Origin of the sequence: Pontibacillus yanchengensis (assembly GCF_009856295.1) — a bacterium.
Classification (GTDB): Bacteria; Bacillota; Bacilli; order Bacillales; family BH030062; genus Pontibacillus; species Pontibacillus yanchengensis_A.
Genome location: NZ_WMEU01000003.1, coordinates 104,192 through 121,248, shown reverse-complemented (window position 1 = coordinate 121,248; position 17,057 = coordinate 104,192). Strand labels below are relative to the sequence as shown.

19 protein-coding genes are annotated in these 17,057 nt (G+C 39.2%); 2 read left to right on the top strand and 17 right to left on the bottom strand.

The annotated features are described in order from the left end of the window. Positions 1-59: 59 nt before the first annotated feature. Entirely contained in the window at positions 60-734 is a 675-nt protein-coding gene (locus GLW08_RS10620; protein WP_160848631.1) for a hypothetical protein, read from the bottom strand. A 658-nt stretch (positions 735-1,392) separates the two neighbouring features. On the opposite strand from GLW08_RS10620, the gene GLW08_RS22250 reads away from it, so the two are divergent. After that, positions 1,393-2,775, top strand: a complete 1,383-nt coding sequence (locus GLW08_RS22250) for an Ig-like domain-containing protein (protein WP_160848630.1) — start codon at positions 1,393-1,395, stop codon at positions 2,773-2,775. A 71-nt stretch (positions 2,776-2,846) separates the two neighbouring features. On the opposite strand, the gene GLW08_RS10610 is transcribed toward GLW08_RS22250, so the two are convergent. From GLW08_RS10610 to GLW08_RS10550, 15 genes are all read right to left on the bottom strand, one after another. Next, complete coding sequence (locus GLW08_RS10610; protein ID WP_160848628.1) at positions 2,847-3,062, bottom strand: DUF2922 domain-containing protein; 216 nt, start codon at positions 3,060-3,062, stop codon at positions 2,847-2,849. A gap of 34 nt (positions 3,063-3,096) precedes the next feature. Then, positions 3,097-3,318, bottom strand: coding sequence for a DUF1659 domain-containing protein (locus GLW08_RS10605; protein WP_160848629.1), 222 nt, complete (start codon positions 3,316-3,318; stop codon positions 3,097-3,099). 156 nt (positions 3,319-3,474) lie between these two features. After that, positions 3,475-3,690 (bottom strand): DUF2922 domain-containing protein, encoded by a 216-nt coding sequence (locus tag GLW08_RS10600; RefSeq protein WP_160848628.1) that lies wholly within the window; start codon positions 3,688-3,690, stop codon positions 3,475-3,477. 33 nt (positions 3,691-3,723) lie between these two features. Further along, positions 3,724-3,945, bottom strand: coding sequence for a DUF1659 domain-containing protein (locus tag GLW08_RS10595; RefSeq protein WP_160848627.1), 222 nt, complete (start codon positions 3,943-3,945; stop codon positions 3,724-3,726). Between the two features lie 105 nt (positions 3,946-4,050). Further along, positions 4,051-5,538: an alanine/glycine:cation symporter family protein gene (locus tag GLW08_RS10590; protein ID WP_160848626.1), complete on the bottom strand. Its 1,488-nt coding sequence runs from the start codon at positions 5,536-5,538 to the stop codon at positions 4,051-4,053. An 81-nt stretch (positions 5,539-5,619) separates the two neighbouring features. Then, a complete protein-coding gene (locus GLW08_RS10585) occupies positions 5,620-6,843 on the bottom strand; it encodes a M24 family metallopeptidase (protein WP_160848625.1) in 1,224 nt (407 codons plus the stop codon). A gap of 25 nt (positions 6,844-6,868) precedes the next feature. After that, positions 6,869-8,047 carry a YgeY family selenium metabolism-linked hydrolase gene (locus tag GLW08_RS10580; RefSeq protein WP_160848624.1) on the bottom strand — a complete coding sequence of 393 codons (1,179 nt, stop codon included), beginning with the start codon at positions 8,045-8,047 and terminating at the stop codon, positions 6,869-6,871. A gap of 44 nt (positions 8,048-8,091) precedes the next feature. Then, positions 8,092-9,327, bottom strand: a complete 1,236-nt coding sequence (gene dpaL / locus GLW08_RS10575) for a diaminopropionate ammonia-lyase (RefSeq protein ID WP_202406315.1) — start codon at positions 9,325-9,327, stop codon at positions 8,092-8,094. 16 nt (positions 9,328-9,343) lie between these two features. Further along, the gene (locus GLW08_RS10570) at positions 9,344-9,730 is read right to left on the bottom strand and encodes a Rid family detoxifying hydrolase (RefSeq protein WP_160848623.1); all 387 of its coding nucleotides are present in this window, start codon (positions 9,728-9,730) and stop codon (positions 9,344-9,346) included. 199 nt (positions 9,731-9,929) lie between these two features. After that, entirely contained in the window at positions 9,930-11,711 is a 1,782-nt protein-coding gene (locus tag GLW08_RS10565) for a sigma-54-dependent Fis family transcriptional regulator (RefSeq protein WP_160848622.1), read from the bottom strand. 278 nt (positions 11,712-11,989) lie between these two features. Next, complete coding sequence (locus GLW08_RS22120) at positions 11,990-12,124, bottom strand: hypothetical protein (protein WP_272917075.1); 135 nt, start codon at positions 12,122-12,124, stop codon at positions 11,990-11,992. Between the two features lie 143 nt (positions 12,125-12,267). After that, positions 12,268-12,399, bottom strand: a complete 132-nt coding sequence (locus GLW08_RS22115; RefSeq protein ID WP_272917074.1) for a hypothetical protein — start codon at positions 12,397-12,399, stop codon at positions 12,268-12,270. A 106-nt stretch (positions 12,400-12,505) separates the two neighbouring features. Then, the gene (locus GLW08_RS10560; protein ID WP_160848621.1) at positions 12,506-12,817 is read right to left on the bottom strand and encodes a helix-turn-helix domain-containing protein; all 312 of its coding nucleotides are present in this window, start codon (positions 12,815-12,817) and stop codon (positions 12,506-12,508) included. A 226-nt stretch (positions 12,818-13,043) separates the two neighbouring features. Further along, positions 13,044-13,235: an aspartyl-phosphate phosphatase Spo0E family protein gene (locus tag GLW08_RS10555; RefSeq protein ID WP_160848620.1), complete on the bottom strand. Its 192-nt coding sequence runs from the start codon at positions 13,233-13,235 to the stop codon at positions 13,044-13,046. A 244-nt stretch (positions 13,236-13,479) separates the two neighbouring features. Next, positions 13,480-13,998 (bottom strand): sigma-70 family RNA polymerase sigma factor, encoded by a 519-nt coding sequence (locus tag GLW08_RS10550; protein WP_160848619.1) that lies wholly within the window; start codon positions 13,996-13,998, stop codon positions 13,480-13,482. 440 nt (positions 13,999-14,438) lie between these two features. On the opposite strand from GLW08_RS10550, the gene GLW08_RS10545 reads away from it, so the two are divergent. Then, entirely contained in the window at positions 14,439-14,960 is a 522-nt protein-coding gene (locus GLW08_RS10545) for a competence protein ComK (RefSeq protein WP_160848618.1), read from the top strand. Between the two features lie 270 nt (positions 14,961-15,230). Here the strand turns inward: GLW08_RS10545 and GLW08_RS10540 are convergent, their stop codons facing one another. Continuing rightward, the gene (locus tag GLW08_RS10540; RefSeq protein WP_160848617.1) at positions 15,231-16,958 is read right to left on the bottom strand and encodes a CocE/NonD family hydrolase; all 1,728 of its coding nucleotides are present in this window, start codon (positions 16,956-16,958) and stop codon (positions 15,231-15,233) included. Between the last annotated feature and the right edge of the window lie 99 nt (positions 16,959-17,057).

Here is a 17,057-nt window from a genome sequence, read left to right as displayed (position 1 = left end):
CCTTGTTGTTCCCTACCTTCTATTATGAAGGATTTGAGGCTAATCGACAATGCCATCTGTTAGCCTTTTACAACAACTTTAGATTGCTTCAATTGCTCTAGTTTCACTTGCGTAATTTCAATGTTACGGAAACTATCTCGGTCCTTATTATACGTAAGGCTGATTTGTTGATTGTTTGCTTTTAGATAGATGGTACTATCAGCAGTCGCGCCTTTGATATCTTTACGTTTAATTTCTACGCCATTTACACCTGTTAAAATGTTCACGGCATTACCATTCACTTCTTGGAACGTGTACGTTTTCGCGTCACCAGATGGTTCATTGCTGTTATTATTGGCATTTCCGTCATCAGAGGCGTTATCTCCTGTTGCAGATCCTCCACCGTCAGAATTGGAACTTCCGTCGCTGCTACCATCATCGGAATTACCGCTGTCTGAATCGGAACCAGAGTTTGAACCTGATCCTTCTTGGTCAGATCCTGAGTCACCATTTCCAGAACCTGAATCGCTATCGTCCGAACTGGAGCCTTCTGAATCTCCATCTGAACTACTTCCATCTCCGTTATCAGATGTATCTTTATTTGAATCCTTATCTGAGGAACCTTCTTGATCTGTTGATTGCTCGTTATCCTTCATATCGTCTGCGTTCTCAAGATCTGTAGATCCATCAGAGCTGCACCCTGCTACGACGAGAAAGGATGTAAAAAACAACGGCATGATGAACTTCTTTAGCATGACAACTCCCCCTAATTATATTCTTTATATCCATATTCTAGAAAATAGTATACCATTATGCAACAAATAACCCATGGGGCTGAAGGTGGATTTTGAGTAAGCAATATATGGATTACTTTCCAAAAAACCGTAACCTTTCTATCTATTTGTTAAACATTTCATTTATATCTGTCGCTTTTGGTAGCGGATACGTTACTAGTTTATTAGAATTTTTTGCAATCTATCGTCTTATTGCGCCCAGCAACCATACCCTCTACTCGGAACTTTTTTATTATATAGTGGATTGATAGAAATGTCTATTTCGAACACCTACAGAAAATTGATCAAACGTTTGATTAATTTGTTGTTACCTTAAACGCATCCAATAAACACCTTCTCACCTACTATGAAATTGTTTTAAATCATATAATCAATATAGTTAAATTCTTTCTCTAATTGAATTTTGTGGTTGAGTGTATTAAACTATTTTAATGTAAATTTTATAGTAGATTTGACTCAAAAAATCTACCTATATTACCAAAATAATATATTGGAAGGGGTATGACTTATTCGCAACGTAATCAAAGCTACTATTCTAGCACTATTTCTCGTAGCCGTAACTCAATTCATCCAACCAGGAACAGCCCATGCATCTCTTAAATGGGATACCATTACGGAGGTGGCCCTTGATAAAGAATGGGTAATTACATTCAATACTTCTATCGAAGATACTCAGAGTAATAAAGAAGCTATTTATGTAACAGATGAAACGAATACCAAAATAGGCACAGACGTTTCGATTGAAGAAGAAACCATCACTGTTACACCAGCTCAAAACTATGAGAGTAGTCATAGCTATACTTTACATATTCAAGAGAGCATAATGGCTACATCAGGAAAAACGATCGAGCAATCAATTTCCATGCCATTTACAACAAAAGAGGTCAATCCTTTCTCAGCTGGAGAATGGACACGAGACGTACAACATAATGGTGCTTCCTTAAAGATAACCAATGTAAAAGATGCTTCCTTCGACTTTAAAATTGCAGCAGCAGCTGGTGGTAATGCAGGTCTCATAGAAGACACGGCAATGATTAAAAATGGGAAAGCCACATTCGATGATGGGGATGGTTGTACGGTCACATTTTCTCCAAAAGATAATGCCATTTCTGTTGAAACAACTTCCTCCTGCTATGTGTACGGAGGCTCTGGTGTTTACTTTTCCGGTGAGTACACAAAAGGAGATACATCTAAAGAAACAGAACCCTTTGTAGATATGGAGCTTTTCACATCTGAAGAAAACAAAACCTTCAAAGCTCTTGTTGGTGAACAATACGATCTTTTCAAAGAAACGTTCCAACTAATCTATGATGAAGAAGTGATAGATGACTTTGGTGGAAAAGCTTATAGTGGAATGGTTCGAGGACTAGGTGGCTCAATGGAAGGCATCGTAATGAATGGGGATAACGGGGAAATCTATGCCGCTATTCTTGGCACTAGTAGCGATGGAAAAAGTGGCATCTTATACTATACCACTGATAAGGATTATACAAATAACATACCGAAAACAATCCAATCATGGCGAGAAAGTATGTACATCGATACTCAGCTTCATTATATGAACGGGGATAAGGAACAAGCCGCTTATTTCGATGAGGAGTTTGTAAAACAAGCTAAAAATGGCTCCCTTAAGGATATGAAACTTGGGATTGGTGCAACGAAACAAGAAGTGATAGAAGCAGAAGGTACAGATTATGAAGAAGAGTATTATACAGGCGCCAAGCATATGTTTTATCCTGAAGGGTATTCCTATGCATACGTGGATAGCAATAAAGATCAGGCCATCCAGGCGGTTATGTATAACATCAAAGATAAAGGATTAACAGCAACTGACATAGAGAATTTGTTAGGAAAACCTGATAGTGAAGGCGAAAACATGATGACTGGCACGGAATATGTTCTTATTTATGAATTTGACACAGGTTATGAACTGCATGTAACAACCTCTACAGTGGAGAGATCCTCTGAACTAAATGATTTACTGTTAAAACCACAATCATAGCGAAATTAATCAAACGTTTGATCAATTCTAAAAACAGCATGCCCTAATTAAAGGAGCATGCTGTTTTTTATTTATAATTGAACATCAAACACATTACGCTCTACAATTCTAGCTTCTTTCTTGGAAATCAGATTTCCACCGCTAGAAAAGAAACAACCTTGCGTGATGATTTCATCCATTGCTGCGTTCACAGCAACTGCATCAACTGGTTCGATTGGTTGGTCCACCGAAATCGTAACCGTTCTGTTCTCTTCATTAAGAAATTTCAGTTCAAGTTTCTTGGCCATGGTATTCCCTCCTTTCTATTTTAGTTAGAGCCAATTACGACTCAAATAACTCACTTGCATCATTACGTTCTACACCGTGCAATGGGCGTTGCTGAAGGCCAGATATTGCAGTAGCAACAGCGTGAAGTTGATCTGGCGTTGCATCTGTTTTCACGTTGTTGAAGTTTTTGTTTCGTAGTACTGGTCTGCCGCTATCATCTAATCCATCTTCGAAAACAAGTTGAAGTTGAGAGCTTATTAGGTTGGAGACTGCCATCGTGATCACCTCCTTTCATAGGTATAATCGTCTTGACTATGGAAGGAGGTGTCTATCACCATCAAAATAATAAAAGCTATATAGTGTAAAATTATAATTCAAAAAATGCCCGGGAAGTATCCATCGATACGACTCAGGCATTTGGTTTATATATGATTAAAGTTGAACATCAAACACATTACGCTCTACAATTCTAGCTTCTTTCTTCGAAATCAGATTTCCACCGCTAGAAAAGAAACAACCTTGCGTGATGATTTCATCCATTGCTGCGTTCACAGCAACTGCATCAACTGGTTCGATTGGTTGGTCCACCGAAATCGTAACCGTTCTGTTCTCTTCATTAAGAAATTTCAGTTCAAGTTTCTTGGCCATGGTATTTCCTCCTTTCTATTTAGTTAGAGCCAATTACGACTCAAATAACTCACTTGCATCATTACGTTCTATACCGTGCAATGGGCGTTGCTGAAGGCCAGATATTGCAGTAGCAACAGCGTGAAGTTGATCTGGCGTTGCATCTGTTTTCACATTGTTGAAGTTTTTGTTTCGTAGTACTGGTCTGCCGCTATCATCTAATCCATCTTCGAAAACAAGTTGTAGCTGAGAGCTTATTAGGTTGGAGACTGCCATCGTGATCACCTCCTTTCATAGGTATAATCGTCTTGACTATGGAAGGAGGTGTCTTTCTGTATAAAAAAATTCCCCAACTATGCATTCATAGCTGGGGAATGACTCTTACATATACATCGATTGTTGATTTTGCTCTGATTCGTTAGATTCTTCCTGATTCGTATATTCTGTTTCCCAAAAATCTGCAGATGTGATGCCAACATCAGATGGATTGAAAACAGGGTCAATCCCCAGTTTCTTCTGTCGCTCATAATCTTTCAGTACTTTCAATGCCGGCTTAGAGAGAAATAGAATGACAAATATATTAATCCACGCCATCGAACCATATCCTAAATCCCCCAATGCCCATGCAAAGGCAGCAGATTTCACACTACCAACAAAAACAGATACTAGGAAACCTATCTTCAACACATAATCCGGCCACGCTTGTTTATATTGGAGTCGATTCTTAATATAGGCAAGTCCGGTTTCAGCCATGTAGGAGTAGAACATCATACTCGTGAACGCGAAGAACAAAATCGCTATAGCTAGAAATGCCGATCCAAAACCAGGTAGTGATGTATCAAAAGCTAATTGCGTGTACGTTGGACCAGGCTCTACATCCCCTATGTTATCTACGATAGCCCCCTGCCCATTAGGGTTTACATTATACATTCCTGTAACGATGATAGAAAAAGCAGTCATCGAACAAACGACAATGGTATCAATATAAGTTGAAAGAGACTGCACTAATCCTTGTTTAGCAGGGTGGGAAACTTCTGCCGCTGCAGGTGCATACGTTTCGCTACCGAAGCCTGCTCCATTGGAGAAAGCGCCTCTTTTTACTCCCCACGCAATGGCAGACCCTAGGATTGCACCAAACGTAGCATCTGCTCCAAATGCACTAGATACGATTAGATTAAACACTCTCGGTACTTCGGTAATATTTATAATACAAATGGTTACCGCGAGTATGATATATCCAGCAGCCATAAACGGAACAATAAACTCAGCTGTACGAACAATTCTCTTTACACCACCAAGTATAATAACCCCTAATATAGCTACTAACACAATTCCTGTTAGCATCGGATTAATGTTAAATGCCGTTTCCATAGAAGATGATATAGTGTTCACCTGTATGTTCGGTAATAAGAATGCTCCTGTAATCATCGTAATGAACGCAAACACCACTGCAAGCCACTTAATGTTCAGACCTTTTTCAATGAAATATGGAGTACCTCCCCGAAATTGACCTTCTTGTTTGGTTTTATATACTTGAGCAAGTGTCGATTCAATAAACGCAATCCCAGCTCCCAAGAACCCCATAATCCACATCCAAAAGACAGCTCCCGGACCTCCATACGCAATAGCTGTGGCCACACCAGCTATATTCCCTACTCCGATTTTATCTCCAAGTGAAAGCATTAATGCTTGGAAGGAAGAAATACCTGCTGAAGAGCTTTTTCCTTCAAACATTAGTCGGACCATCTCTTTAACATGACGAAATTGAGCAAAGCGAGTGGCAAAAGCATAATACAGCCCAACACTTAATAAAATGAAAACCAAAACCGGACTCCAGACAACCCCATTGAGCCAATTTATAAAATCCAAGTTATTCCCTCCTGATTAATATAGGTCAGAACATTTTAAAATTTCAGTCATTTTTCTATAAAAAAATATCGGATTACCTTTTTAAGATATTGCTGTTTTGTCCCACTTTTTTGGTGATGTTGTTAAAATACAAGCTCCATTTTCGGTCACTTTGATATTTTGCTCATAGCTTACTGTACCTACCCCTGGTTTATATAGCGACTTCTCTATCGCCAAGAACATATTCGGTTCGAGCGTCATTTCTTCTTCCTTCACTAACCATGGTCTTTCCCATGACATCCCTAACCCATGACCCCAATGAGGAGGATAACCTGCATAGATGACATCCGCATTGGTTTGATCTACCGCAAAGGAAACGCCTCTTTCTTCTAAATAATTGTCACCTATCCTACATAGATCCTTAACACGGAGTCCAGGTTGTATAGACTGAATCACATGCTCACACGCATCGGTAACCATATCTAGCATTTCTTGCTGTGGAATAGATGGGGTATGTCCTACGACACAACTTCTACCAAAGTCACACATATACCCTTGATAAGAAATGATTAAGTCGACTCGAAATAACTCCCCATTTTCTACCTTCCGCTGATGATCGTATCCAGGGAAGTCTACACTTTGTGCATAATTAATATATGAACCAGAACTTGTAATTACAAAATATACAACGGCCCCTTCTTCTACTACAGTTTCGATTGCTGGAGCAATAATCTGACTTTCTGTTTTTCCTTCCGATACGTTTCTCATGATTTGATTCACAGCGCTTGTACCAATCCGACAAGCTTCGTTGATACATGCCTCTTCTCTTGGACTTTTTATCATTCTCGTATGTTGTACAATATCATCTGCGGTTGCTACCTCTAGTTCTGGGGTTTCAGCAAATAACTTCTGGCTATACGCGAATGGCAGTACATCTGCTCCAACTAACCCTACTTTTCCCTCATCCATGTTCAAGTCATATATCGCACGCCGGCATTCCCCTATAAAGTCGTTGCTATATCGTACATCACTGACGGCAATAAGATCTATACTATACTCAGGTGAAGATACAACCAAGATAGGTTCTCCTTCAACTGGTATAAAAAGAACACAGTGGGATCGTCCACTCCAAAGAGGCATATAATCTGGTAGGTAACATCGTTGCTGATAATGATTGGCAAGGTAATCTACATCTGCATAACGATCAAACGTTCCACCACCACGAGACCAAACCATTAACCCATTCAGCCCTCTATCACTAGCTTGCGATACACATTGTGACCTTCTTTCATGGAATTCATGAAAAGGTACATTGTTTTGTAACATCCCCATCCATCCCTTGGTTCTCCATTTATTTTGATAAACTACCTGTAAGGTCCATCGCTAAAGCATGAATCCCTTCCGCAGCTTTCGTTAATTGTTCCGTTTCAATATATTCATCAACGATATGGACTAGGCTAGCACTAGAAGGCCCGTACCCAATAGTTGGGATACCAGCAATACCAGCACTATAACTACCATTCGTGCAAAATTGATAGGTTACAATCTCTGGATCCTGCTCTATAGCTTGTAAAGAGGAAAGTGACGCTTGAACGATTGGCGAATCCTCTTCCATTAACCATCCCGGGAAAAATCGTTTCAGTATTCGTTTTTTCCCTGTATAACATGAGAGTTCTGCTTCTGTTACATGCATCGTGAATTGTTTGTTTAACGGGACTAACGCATCGTATTGTCTCAGAACGGACTGCTCTGACTCCTCTTCCAACAATCGACGATCCACCGTTATTTGGCACTGATCTGGAATGACGGAGGCACCTGGATATGGAGAAGAAATGATATCTGTTACCACCGAAATCCCCGTCCCCAAATCTGGATGTGTAGGGGATTCAAGATTCATAATTCCGGAGATCATACTATTCATTTCATGGATAGCATTTACCGCTGCATCCGGTGTGGAAGAATGTGCGGAACGACCATGCGCGTTAATCTTTATTTCTGCTCTGCCAAGTTGCCCTTTACTAATGTTTAGATCAGAAGGTTCCATAATGACTACATTATCTGGATGGACCTTGCTTACTATCTCTTCTAGAGCAGCACCTTCAAACGTTTCTTCACAGACCGATGCGGATATATAAATATCTCCTTCTGGCCTCACTCCTGTACGCTTTACCTCTTTCCCTATTTCGCCACCTGCTACAATCGCAGCACAAACGGCACCTTTCATATCACTCGTTCCTCGCCCATACATCTTTCCATCTACAATTTCAGCTCCAAATGGATCATATGTCCATTTTTCTGGACTATTTACGGGCACGGTATCGATATGGCCATCAAACAATACGGATTGTCCTCTACCTTCTCCAGCTATTTTACCGATAAGACTGCCATATGCATCAATCCATACTTCATCATAATCTAATTTTTTCATCTCATCATATAGTAGAGAGGCTACTGTTCCTTCTTCTCCGGATAGACTTTGTATTCGTACTGCTTGCTGCGTTAAGTCTATTACATCTGTTTGTATCGTCACCACCATCACCTCACTTCATCTAAAAAAGATCTCGATTTCTTCCCTCATACTAATGGGTGTTCGCCTTCCCAAACGATTTTTCTATAACTCTCTTTATCTGTGTCGCCTTCCGTACTGATAAGCAATACTCTAGAATGTTCATCTAATTGAAGTTTCTCTTTCATTCCTTGTAATCCATCCTCTGATAATAAACAGTACAGTAAACCGGTTGTAACAGCCCCTGATTCTCCTGATATGACCTTTGGATCTTCCTGTAAAGGGTTACCTAATATTCTCATTCCAAGAGCCGATATTTTATCATCACAAGAAAAAGAAGCCTCTGCAAAGCGTTTTAGAATCTTCCAAGATAGTGGATTCGGTTCGCCGCACGCTAACCCATCCATTATGGTGTCCATATCCCCATCTACAATGTGTCTACTATTATCCGCTTCCTGGAAGGACCGATAATAACAGTTTGCTGAATGGGGTTCTACGGCTATTACTTTCGGATGATGTTCTTGGTAGTATTGCAATAAATAGCCGGTTATCCCAGCTGCATAAGAACCTACGCCACATTGTAAAAACACATGGGTTGGAGGCTCTTCGGTATGCAATTCGATTTGCTCAATAGACTCCTTGGCCAACGTTGCATACCCTTGCATAATCCATTGTGGAATTTTTTCATATCCTTCCCATGCAGTATCTTGAATTAAGACCCATCCATTTTGATCTGCTAGACTAGAAGAGTAGCGTACTGCAGCATCATAATTGAAATCCGTAATCTCCGCATACGCCCCTTCGCCTTTTATAGCTTGTAGTCTTCTTTCTGAAGATCCCTTTGGCATATAAATGATAGAATGATGGCCCAATTCTTTAGCTGCCCACGCAATACCTCTACCGTGATTTCCGTCTGTTGCAGAGATAAAGGTAATCTCCCCTGTCACTTTCTTCGTTTCAGGGGATTTTAACTCTTCGAACGTTAATGACTCTATATCTCTATCCAACAATTCTGCTAGATACTTTCCAACAGCATAAATACCTCCAAGTACTTTAAAGGCATTTAAGCCAAATCGATAGGATTCATCTTTCACGAAGATTTCTTGTACCCCTAAGTGCTCAGCCAAACTATCCAGCTTAGCTAGTGGAGTCTTTTGGTATCTCTCATGGCTGCTTTGAAATTGTTGCACCTTACGAATGCTTTCTAAGGAAAACTCTTCTGGTACACCGCTCATGCTAAAAGGCTGTTTCATAGGATTCATGCTACATGAAATACTTTTTAATGACTGTAATTTTACGTTCATGTTGGCTACCTCCTCTCTAGTTCTCGTCTAATGCTGCAATAAGTTCTATTTCAATCAATACATCTTTTGGTAGACGTGATACTTCGATACAACTTCTAGCTGGAACTGCGTTCGCAAAATATTCCCCATAGATTCCATTTACTGTTTGAAAATCCCCCATACTCTTCAGGTAAATAGTCGTTTTCAGCACTTGATCAAGAGATGATCCATAATCCTCTAATACATGTTTCAGGTTTTCGAGAATTTGTTCTGTCTGTTTCTCTATTCCTTCTACCACCTCTTTAGATTCAGCATCGATAGGTAACATTCCAGACAGAAATGCTAGTCCATTATGCATGACTCCTTGGCAATATGGTCCAATAGCTTGTGGGGCTTTACTAGATTCCATCACTTTCTTGCTCATATAGATCCTCCTCTATCTTTTGGGCTCACTTTTTTATATGCAAATTTCATGCCAACTTTAGTAATATGGAGATGCCAACTATCATGGGAGAGTTGGCATCAAATGGAGTATCAATATGAGACTCTATAATTCTGAAAATTCTGTTTTATGGAGTTGTTTCTTCCTTCGTGTGACAAAGTATCAAAATGAACACCTAGTATCATTTTGATACTTCGATATTGTATTTATTGATTTTACGAAACAACGTAGCTCTTCCAATCCCTAATAAAGAACAGGCGTCTTCTATTTTCCCACCATTCTGTCTTACATGAATCAAGGCTTCCGAAATCATTTTCTCTTCCATGTCATCTAATGAAAAGGATTGAACGGTAATGGCGTGCTGCCCCTCATTTTGTATGTTGTTTACAGACAACTTCTTTTCAATATACTCTTCAGCATTGTCTAGCGTAATATAACCTTCTGATATGAAATTAAAGAGATATTCAACGAAGTTCTTTAATTCCCTAATGTTCCCTGGCCATGAGTAAGAAACCATGACATCTTCTACATCTTGTCCTACTCCTAGCACAGAAGAACCAAATTGTTCATTAAAGAGAGAGATAAAATAACTGGTTAAACTCACTATATCTTCTTTCCTGCTTCGAAGTGGTGGAAGTACGATTGGCACAACGTTCAAGCGGTAAAATAAATCTTCTCTAAACGTTCCTTCTTCCACCAGTTGTTGAATATTACTATTGGTAGCTGTAATAATCCTTACATCAATCGAGATCGAACGGTTACCACCTAAACGTTCTATTTCTCTCTCTTGAATAGCCCTTAGTAACTTCACTTGTAAATGCAGCGGCATTTCACTAATTTCGTCTAAAAATATCGTCCCTTTCTCAGCAAGTTCAAATTTTCCTTTCTTGCCATTCTTACTAGCACCAGTAAAAGCACCAGCATCATAGCCAAACAGTTCACTCTCTAATAAATTTTCGGGGATGGCTCCACAATTCACCGTCACAAAGGGCTTACTTGCTCTGTTACTTGCTCTATGAATAGCCTGCGCAAATTCTTCTTTACCAGTTCCACTTTCCCCCTGTATGAGTACATTGGAATTGAAACGAGAAACTTTATAAACGTAATCTTTCAGCTCTTTCATTTGTGTGCTATTCCCAACAATTTGACTAAACACCGTCCGGTCTTCACCATCTGAAATATCTGCCAACCTTTTAATGTCATTCACGTCTTTTAGAATCACCATGTTGGTATAAAGGGATTGGGAAACCTCAAAATGTTGGGAAGATATAAAGAAATGCTTTTCCTGATCATCTACAGACAAGGTGATTTTCTCTTTCTCTCCATTTTCACTATGTTCTATGAATTGTTGTATTCGTTCGATTGTGTTATTCGGAATTTCATGAGGATTCTTCACGTGTAACAAGTCTTTCACTTTATCATTCAATTCTTTTATACTGTCGTTTTGATCTAGAATCATAATCCCTTCATCTGCCATATTGATCATTTTCGTCAGTTTTTCTTCGTTCCCTAGTAGGTCATTTATCATTTGATGTTCGCTTACCTTACTCGCTATTAAATCAGCCATTTTATTAAGAAAGAATAAGATTTCTTCTACATTCTCAAAAAGGCGACTTCTTTGCGCTTCATCAAATGCTAGCAGACCTATCACACCAATAACTTGATCATCTAGTTTAATAGGAGTACAAATTTCACCTGTCTCAGGACAATGTTGATAAAATGCACATCGTTTACATACCTCTTGGAAACCAGGTTCCTCAATAATGATTGGGCCACCTGTTCGAATGGCACTCTTATAAACAAAGTCTCCTTCCATTTTCCGTAGAATACCTGACTTTGTCCTACCTGTGCCTGCTACTCTATAAAATCGTTCATTCGCGATTTCTACCTCTATTTTTAAAACAGAAGCGATTGCTTCTGCTATCTTCTGCACTTCTGATTGGATATTCATTAATTTAAACATGAAGACATCCCTCTCTACTTGTAGAGCTGTGTACATCTACTTTAATTGTCACAATGTTCCCACTTTTAAAAGACTATATCATATTCCTTTGCATAATAAATAGGTAGAGAATAGAAAAATGGTTGATTTCCGTACACGAATGCAATGTAAGAGCAAAATTTGATTCTATGAGCGACCGACATGATTGAGAAAACTATCTGAAAACAAAAAAAGCTCCAAGCTATCATGACATAGCTTGGAGCCCAGGAAGGAAAAGGGTTATGGGATTTCAAAAAGTCTTAGTTGTTCTCGTTACTATCATTAATGATTTCAACAAAGCTTAGGAATTCATCTAGTACTTTTGCCATTTCAGCACGGTTAATGTCACCGTATGAATCGAAGTCACCAGAACCACGGCCTTGCTCCGACAACATCCATAGCCGAAATGCCGCATCGGAAGTGAAGCAATACTATCAAGAGCAAAAATCAGCTCGTGAAAGCGCCCTTCGGAGTAAGGTCATGGACAAAATGAAATAAAAGCACCTAATAAAAAGAATCCTGCTCTTTGTAGGATTCTTTATTTACTTTGATTCGGCTGTAATCGATCAATTAATTCGTTTAAGACCTCTTTAATGGTAATGGAGTGTGATGACTCCGATTGATTAATAATGTCCTTCATAATTTCCTTCCATTCATACTGCTCTTCCATCGTGTCATTCAACATCCTTTTCAGGTAAATTGTATAAGTATGACTACTGTACCATCTTTCCCTATATGATTGTGTCGAAATTTGTAATATATTTACTGGGAATTTTCTATGCAGGAGATATATCACACTTCTTGCACCACTCCGCAAAGGGCTCACATTTAAGTGTTCCCCTGAAGGATTCCATTAGCCCCTTATCTATACACCTACTATTCAGCTTAAACTCTTTTGAGTAGGATGTATTTGATTTTGCTTCTTCAAGTCCAGCTTCACCAAGAGTTTCAAACTTATGTATCCAGGATCGAATCGTAGACCAATTCAAGTTATACATAGAAGCAACCTCATTGATGGAATAATGTTCGTTACGAATAAGGTTAATAATAGTAAGTTTCTCCACAGTAGAAAAAGAACTTCTCGACATACAAAAAACCCCCTAAGATAAACAGTTTTATTTTTATACCGTCTACCTTAGGGGGGAGCATCTCAAAAATCCTGAGCGTTTTTGTTTGATATTTCTATTGTTAAATAGGGTACGATATGCATGCTAATTAATTCAGCTTTTTAACGTTAGTAGCATTATCCTCTTAAAACTGGACCCGTTACTATCACCCAGCAAACTTCCAATTCTCAACAACATATCCTCCAAATCACCCATACTTTTTGTTCACCATTTGTTCTATATCCACCAATTTCATATACTCCGTAATCTTCTCATCTAGTTCTGCGCTTTTCTCTACAATAGAAGGGTCCACTAGATTGTTTCGTAGGTCATAGTCATATAATTGTTTTCTTAAACTCTCGATTTCTATAAATAACCTAGTTAGCTCTTGTTTGGACATACCTCGTTCTTCCCTTCTAGATGTGATTAGGAATAGCTTAATGAAATACTAGTTCCCCGTTGTCTCCTAGCTGTATATTTACGTTTGAAAATGGAATACAATGTAACAATAGTAAATCTGTATATATTTAATCTTGAATGTACTCTTAATCTTACATTCTATAGTTACAGTATTGTTCCTTCTTTTTCCCCATAAAAAGGATGTGGTAAATAAACCACATCCTTTTCACTTGACTTCTTCCTACCTATGCTTTTAACTCTACATAATCCAATAGTCCTTCATGCTGCTTTAACTTCTCTCTTGCCTTCCGTCCCCAATTCTTCACCGCATCAATTGTGACGTTTTCTTTTGCCGCAACCTCCTTAACCGATAAATCCTGTAACACATATCCATCCAGCCACTTACATTGATTAGCTGTAAGTACAGTTTTGAGTTCTGCTACCAAGTAAGAATCCCAAATATCCACTTCCATTTCGACTTCTGCCTCATCGTGGCTCATGGCAATGATCTCATCCGTATGCTCTTGCTTCCGTTTCTTGTTTCGTAACAAGCTAATTAACCGATTTCGAACAATAAAGTAAACGTAAGAAGATAGTTTCCCCTTCTCTTCCTGGTAGGTGCGGCTCACTTCCCATAATGCTAGTAGACCTTCCTGATAAAAATCCCCTTCTTGATCTACTATACCTAGTCTATGAATAATATGATGAAGCATTGGCTTAAAATCCTCGATTAATTGCTCACAATCTACTGTTGATGTCTCCACGATTTCCTCTTTACTAAAAGCGCGCCTTCTAGTTATTCCGCGGTAGCTTTAGAATAGAGAAATTATGTTGAGTCATCACCTTCGTAAACGTCTTCTAAATCTTACACTTACTATGTTTTTAAATAGACCATACGAGCGTTTCCCTCTTGCCAAACGACACGTTTAGGCAAAATTAACTTTTTCGACAAAATTAAAGCTTAAATTTGTAAAAATTAAGTACAATTTAATATTTTTTGGAAATTTAGTGGTTTTTTTGTAGGTATATTTATATAATATCTATAGGGAAGAACAACTAGTTACTAAATGGATGATTTATCTATTGGACTTTGGTACTTTTCTATAACACGGCAATTCTTATAAAGAGAGAAAGGAGTTTTATATAAAAACTGTAGCTATATCTAAATATAAATAAAACTATACACAATATAGGGGGAAATCCATTGAAGCAGGAATTCACGGGAAAGAGTAAGGACATTATTCGGGGAATCATAACAGCAGCCACTATGGCTATTGAACCGAACTATAACGATATTTATCAATCTAAGATATTAGATTATTTTAAAGGGGACATTTTTGTGAAGGCTCCGCCCTTTAATGTCTTGCAAGGAGGTTGCCTGGACGGTGGCTCTGACTATGATGGCAGACGTAACTACACGCTACTATCCTTCGATTATGAAAAAAAGACACCAGTGGGAGTTATGCCATACCAAAAAATTTACGCGTTCCCAACAGAATCCCCTGAAAACCATTCTTGTGTATGGATTTTTTTAGCCCATTATAAATCGGCCAAAAAAATTAGTAAGAAAAAGACAGAAATCACTTTTCAAAATGATACAAAGCTTGTTGTGCCAATCTCTAAAGAAGCTTTATTAAAGCAAGTACAACGAACATCCCATTGTGCAAACCAATTCGAATATCGCCTTAGTAATAATTTCCTAGGTTTTACTAAGCCCCTATATTAGCTTTACATTCTTATTAATAAACCATTTTGATCAATATTTAATAAAGGTGAACCGAGTTCTCAAATCAGTTCACCTTTTTCTTATGTTCTTATGCTCAACGAAGCTCTCTATGATCTCATGATTTATTTGAGAGCCCTGCGGCTGAAAGGGCGCTGATATACTTTGCCACTTGCGGATATATTCAGAAAGTCGCGGATATGTTGCTACTTTGCGCTGATATATTGAAAAAGTCGCCGATATCCTGAGTATTCTCGCTGATATATCCCCCAGCTAACCCGGAATAATCGGCAACACAATATGCGAGGGATAATCTTGATCATGATAAATAGTCTGTGTCGCTTGCTCCCTATCCGTAGAATCAATTCCCGATAGCCCAGTATTCAGATTCACATCATATCTAGGGAAGTTACTCGAAGAAATCTCTACTCTTATTGCATGACCTGGTAAATACACATTACTTGTCGCCCATAAATCAACCTCATATCGAACCCTTTCCCCTTGTAAATCTGGTAGCTCTATAGGTCCTTCTCGGTAACGCGCACGAATTATCCCATCTGTTAGATTTATTGCTGTGCCGTCTGGATAGACATCGACTAATTTTGCAGTGAAGTCTGTGTCTTTCACATCCGTCGAAGCCCACAGGACGACTTTGATTGGACCTGTTACTTCTAGGGATTTTTCTAATATAGGAGTAGTGTAGGTAAGCACATCCCCTCGTTGCTCAACTTCCCTTTGATCATGTGCCCCGGCATTGAGGCCTTGATAAAATAAAGTTCCGCCTCCTACTGTTGGCACAGGATTGTTTGGGTTATAGATGTAGGTGTCCGTTTCCTCTTGTACACCTGGTGGTTGTGTAGATAAACGACCAGTTGAACCGCTCCCATCTCCGTGAAAATAAAATGGTGTAAATTGCGTCCTTGCTAAGGGCCATTCGTTTTCATAACGCCATTGATTGATTCCCATTATAAAAATAGAGACAGTACTATCAAATGTCTTCCCACTTTCTTTGGCAGGGTTCATCCATTTATTAAACCACTCGATATGAAGGTCCATTATATCCCCTTTTCGGTCTATCCACGATCCACTACCGGAAGAACCAAAGGTCACTTCTCCTTGCAGTGAATCAAATTCCCCATGCCCCCAGGGACCAATGATTAGTTTTTGGTCTGCATCGCTTTTGCTCATTTCGGTGTAATTCTCGATGGTTGTGCCGAGAAAACAGTCATACCAACCAGCTATATGAAAAGCTGGAATATTGATTGTAGCTAACTCTTTCTTATAGCTGGTTTGAGTGAAAATGTCATCCGTTAATGCAGGTTTCGCAAAGCGTAAAAATACATCACGAACTTCGGGAAGATTGCGAAGAGGTGGCCACTTCCTTAGTGGTGTGTACGTTAGCCACTCATTGATATGATCCAAATAATCATAGATGTCAGGAAGCTTGTCTTGCTTATCGTCTTTTCCGTTTCGCATAAGCATATCTGGTGCAACAGAATCAATCATCCATGTTGCAAATAACCCTAATTCAAAAGCTCCACCACGATACACGAGCCCATCTCGTAAGTCGTTCCCCGTCATCGCTGGTGCCATCGCTTTTAGGGAAGGTGGTTGTTCGGCAGCTGCATAGATCTGTGTGAAGCCGTAATAAGACAGCCCAAACATACCTACCTCGCCATTTGAATAGGGTAAGCTTGCTGCCCACTCTACAGCATCATATCCATCCTCTCTCTCCTGGATGAACGGCTTGAATACTCCCTCCGATGTGAATCGCCCGCGAACGTCTTGGATAATCACGACATACCCTGCTCGAGCTAACCGTAATGGATCGATATAGCGATGGGAGAAGTCAGGTAAGTTTTTGTTGTAGGGCAATCTTGTTAATAGTACAGGGAACGTCCCGAATTTCTCAGGTCGATATATGTTCGCATATAAAGTAGTCCCATCTCTTAATGTACAGGGAATATCTTGCTCTACAATGACTTGCTTTCTTCCTTTCATGTAGAGGTCACCTCGTTTATGGTAAAGTGCTTTCGTTCCTCTTTTGGATAAATAAGCTGACTAATGTAAAAAGAAATCTGTGCCAACTGAACTACAGTT

What these genes read in the sequence shown, in the direction of transcription:
- GLW08_RS10620 (WP_160848631.1), bottom strand. Translation starts at nt 734, where the DNA reads ATGCTAAAGAAGTTCATCATGCCGTTGTTTTTTACATCCTTTCTCGTC.
- GLW08_RS10610 (WP_160848628.1), bottom strand. Translation starts at nt 3,062, where the DNA reads ATGGCCAAGAAACTTGAACTGAAATTTCTTAATGAAGAGAACAGAACG.
- GLW08_RS10605 (WP_160848629.1), bottom strand. Translation starts at nt 3,318, where the DNA reads ATGGCAGTCTCCAACCTAATAAGCTCTCAACTTCAACTTGTTTTCGAA.
- GLW08_RS10600 (WP_160848628.1), bottom strand. Translation starts at nt 3,690, where the DNA reads ATGGCCAAGAAACTTGAACTGAAATTTCTTAATGAAGAGAACAGAACG.
- GLW08_RS10595 (WP_160848627.1), bottom strand. Translation starts at nt 3,945, where the DNA reads ATGGCAGTCTCCAACCTAATAAGCTCTCAGCTACAACTTGTTTTCGAA.
- GLW08_RS10585 (WP_160848625.1), bottom strand. Translation starts at nt 6,843, where the DNA reads ATGTTACAAAACAATGTACCTTTTCATGAATTCCATGAAAGAAGGTCA.
- dpaL (WP_202406315.1), bottom strand. Translation starts at nt 9,327, where the DNA reads ATGAACGTAAAATTACAGTCATTAAAAAGTATTTCATGTAGCATGAAT.
- GLW08_RS10570 (WP_160848623.1), bottom strand. Translation starts at nt 9,730, where the DNA reads ATGAGCAAGAAAGTGATGGAATCTAGTAAAGCCCCACAAGCTATTGGA.
- GLW08_RS10565 (WP_160848622.1), bottom strand. Translation starts at nt 11,711, where the DNA reads ATGTTTAAATTAATGAATATCCAATCAGAAGTGCAGAAGATAGCAGAA.
- GLW08_RS22120 (WP_272917075.1), bottom strand. Translation starts at nt 12,124, where the DNA reads ATGTTGTCGGAGCAAGGCCGTGGTTCTGGTGACTTCGATTCATACGGT.
- GLW08_RS22115 (WP_272917074.1), bottom strand. Translation starts at nt 12,399, where the DNA reads ATGGAAGAGCAGTATGAATGGAAGGAAATTATGAAGGACATTATTAAT.
- GLW08_RS10560 (WP_160848621.1), bottom strand. Translation starts at nt 12,817, where the DNA reads ATGTCGAGAAGTTCTTTTTCTACTGTGGAGAAACTTACTATTATTAAC.
- GLW08_RS10555 (WP_160848620.1), bottom strand. Translation starts at nt 13,235, where the DNA reads ATGTCCAAACAAGAGCTAACTAGGTTATTTATAGAAATCGAGAGTTTA.
- GLW08_RS10540 (WP_160848617.1), bottom strand. Translation starts at nt 16,958, where the DNA reads ATGAAAGGAAGAAAGCAAGTCATTGTAGAGCAAGATATTCCCTGTACA.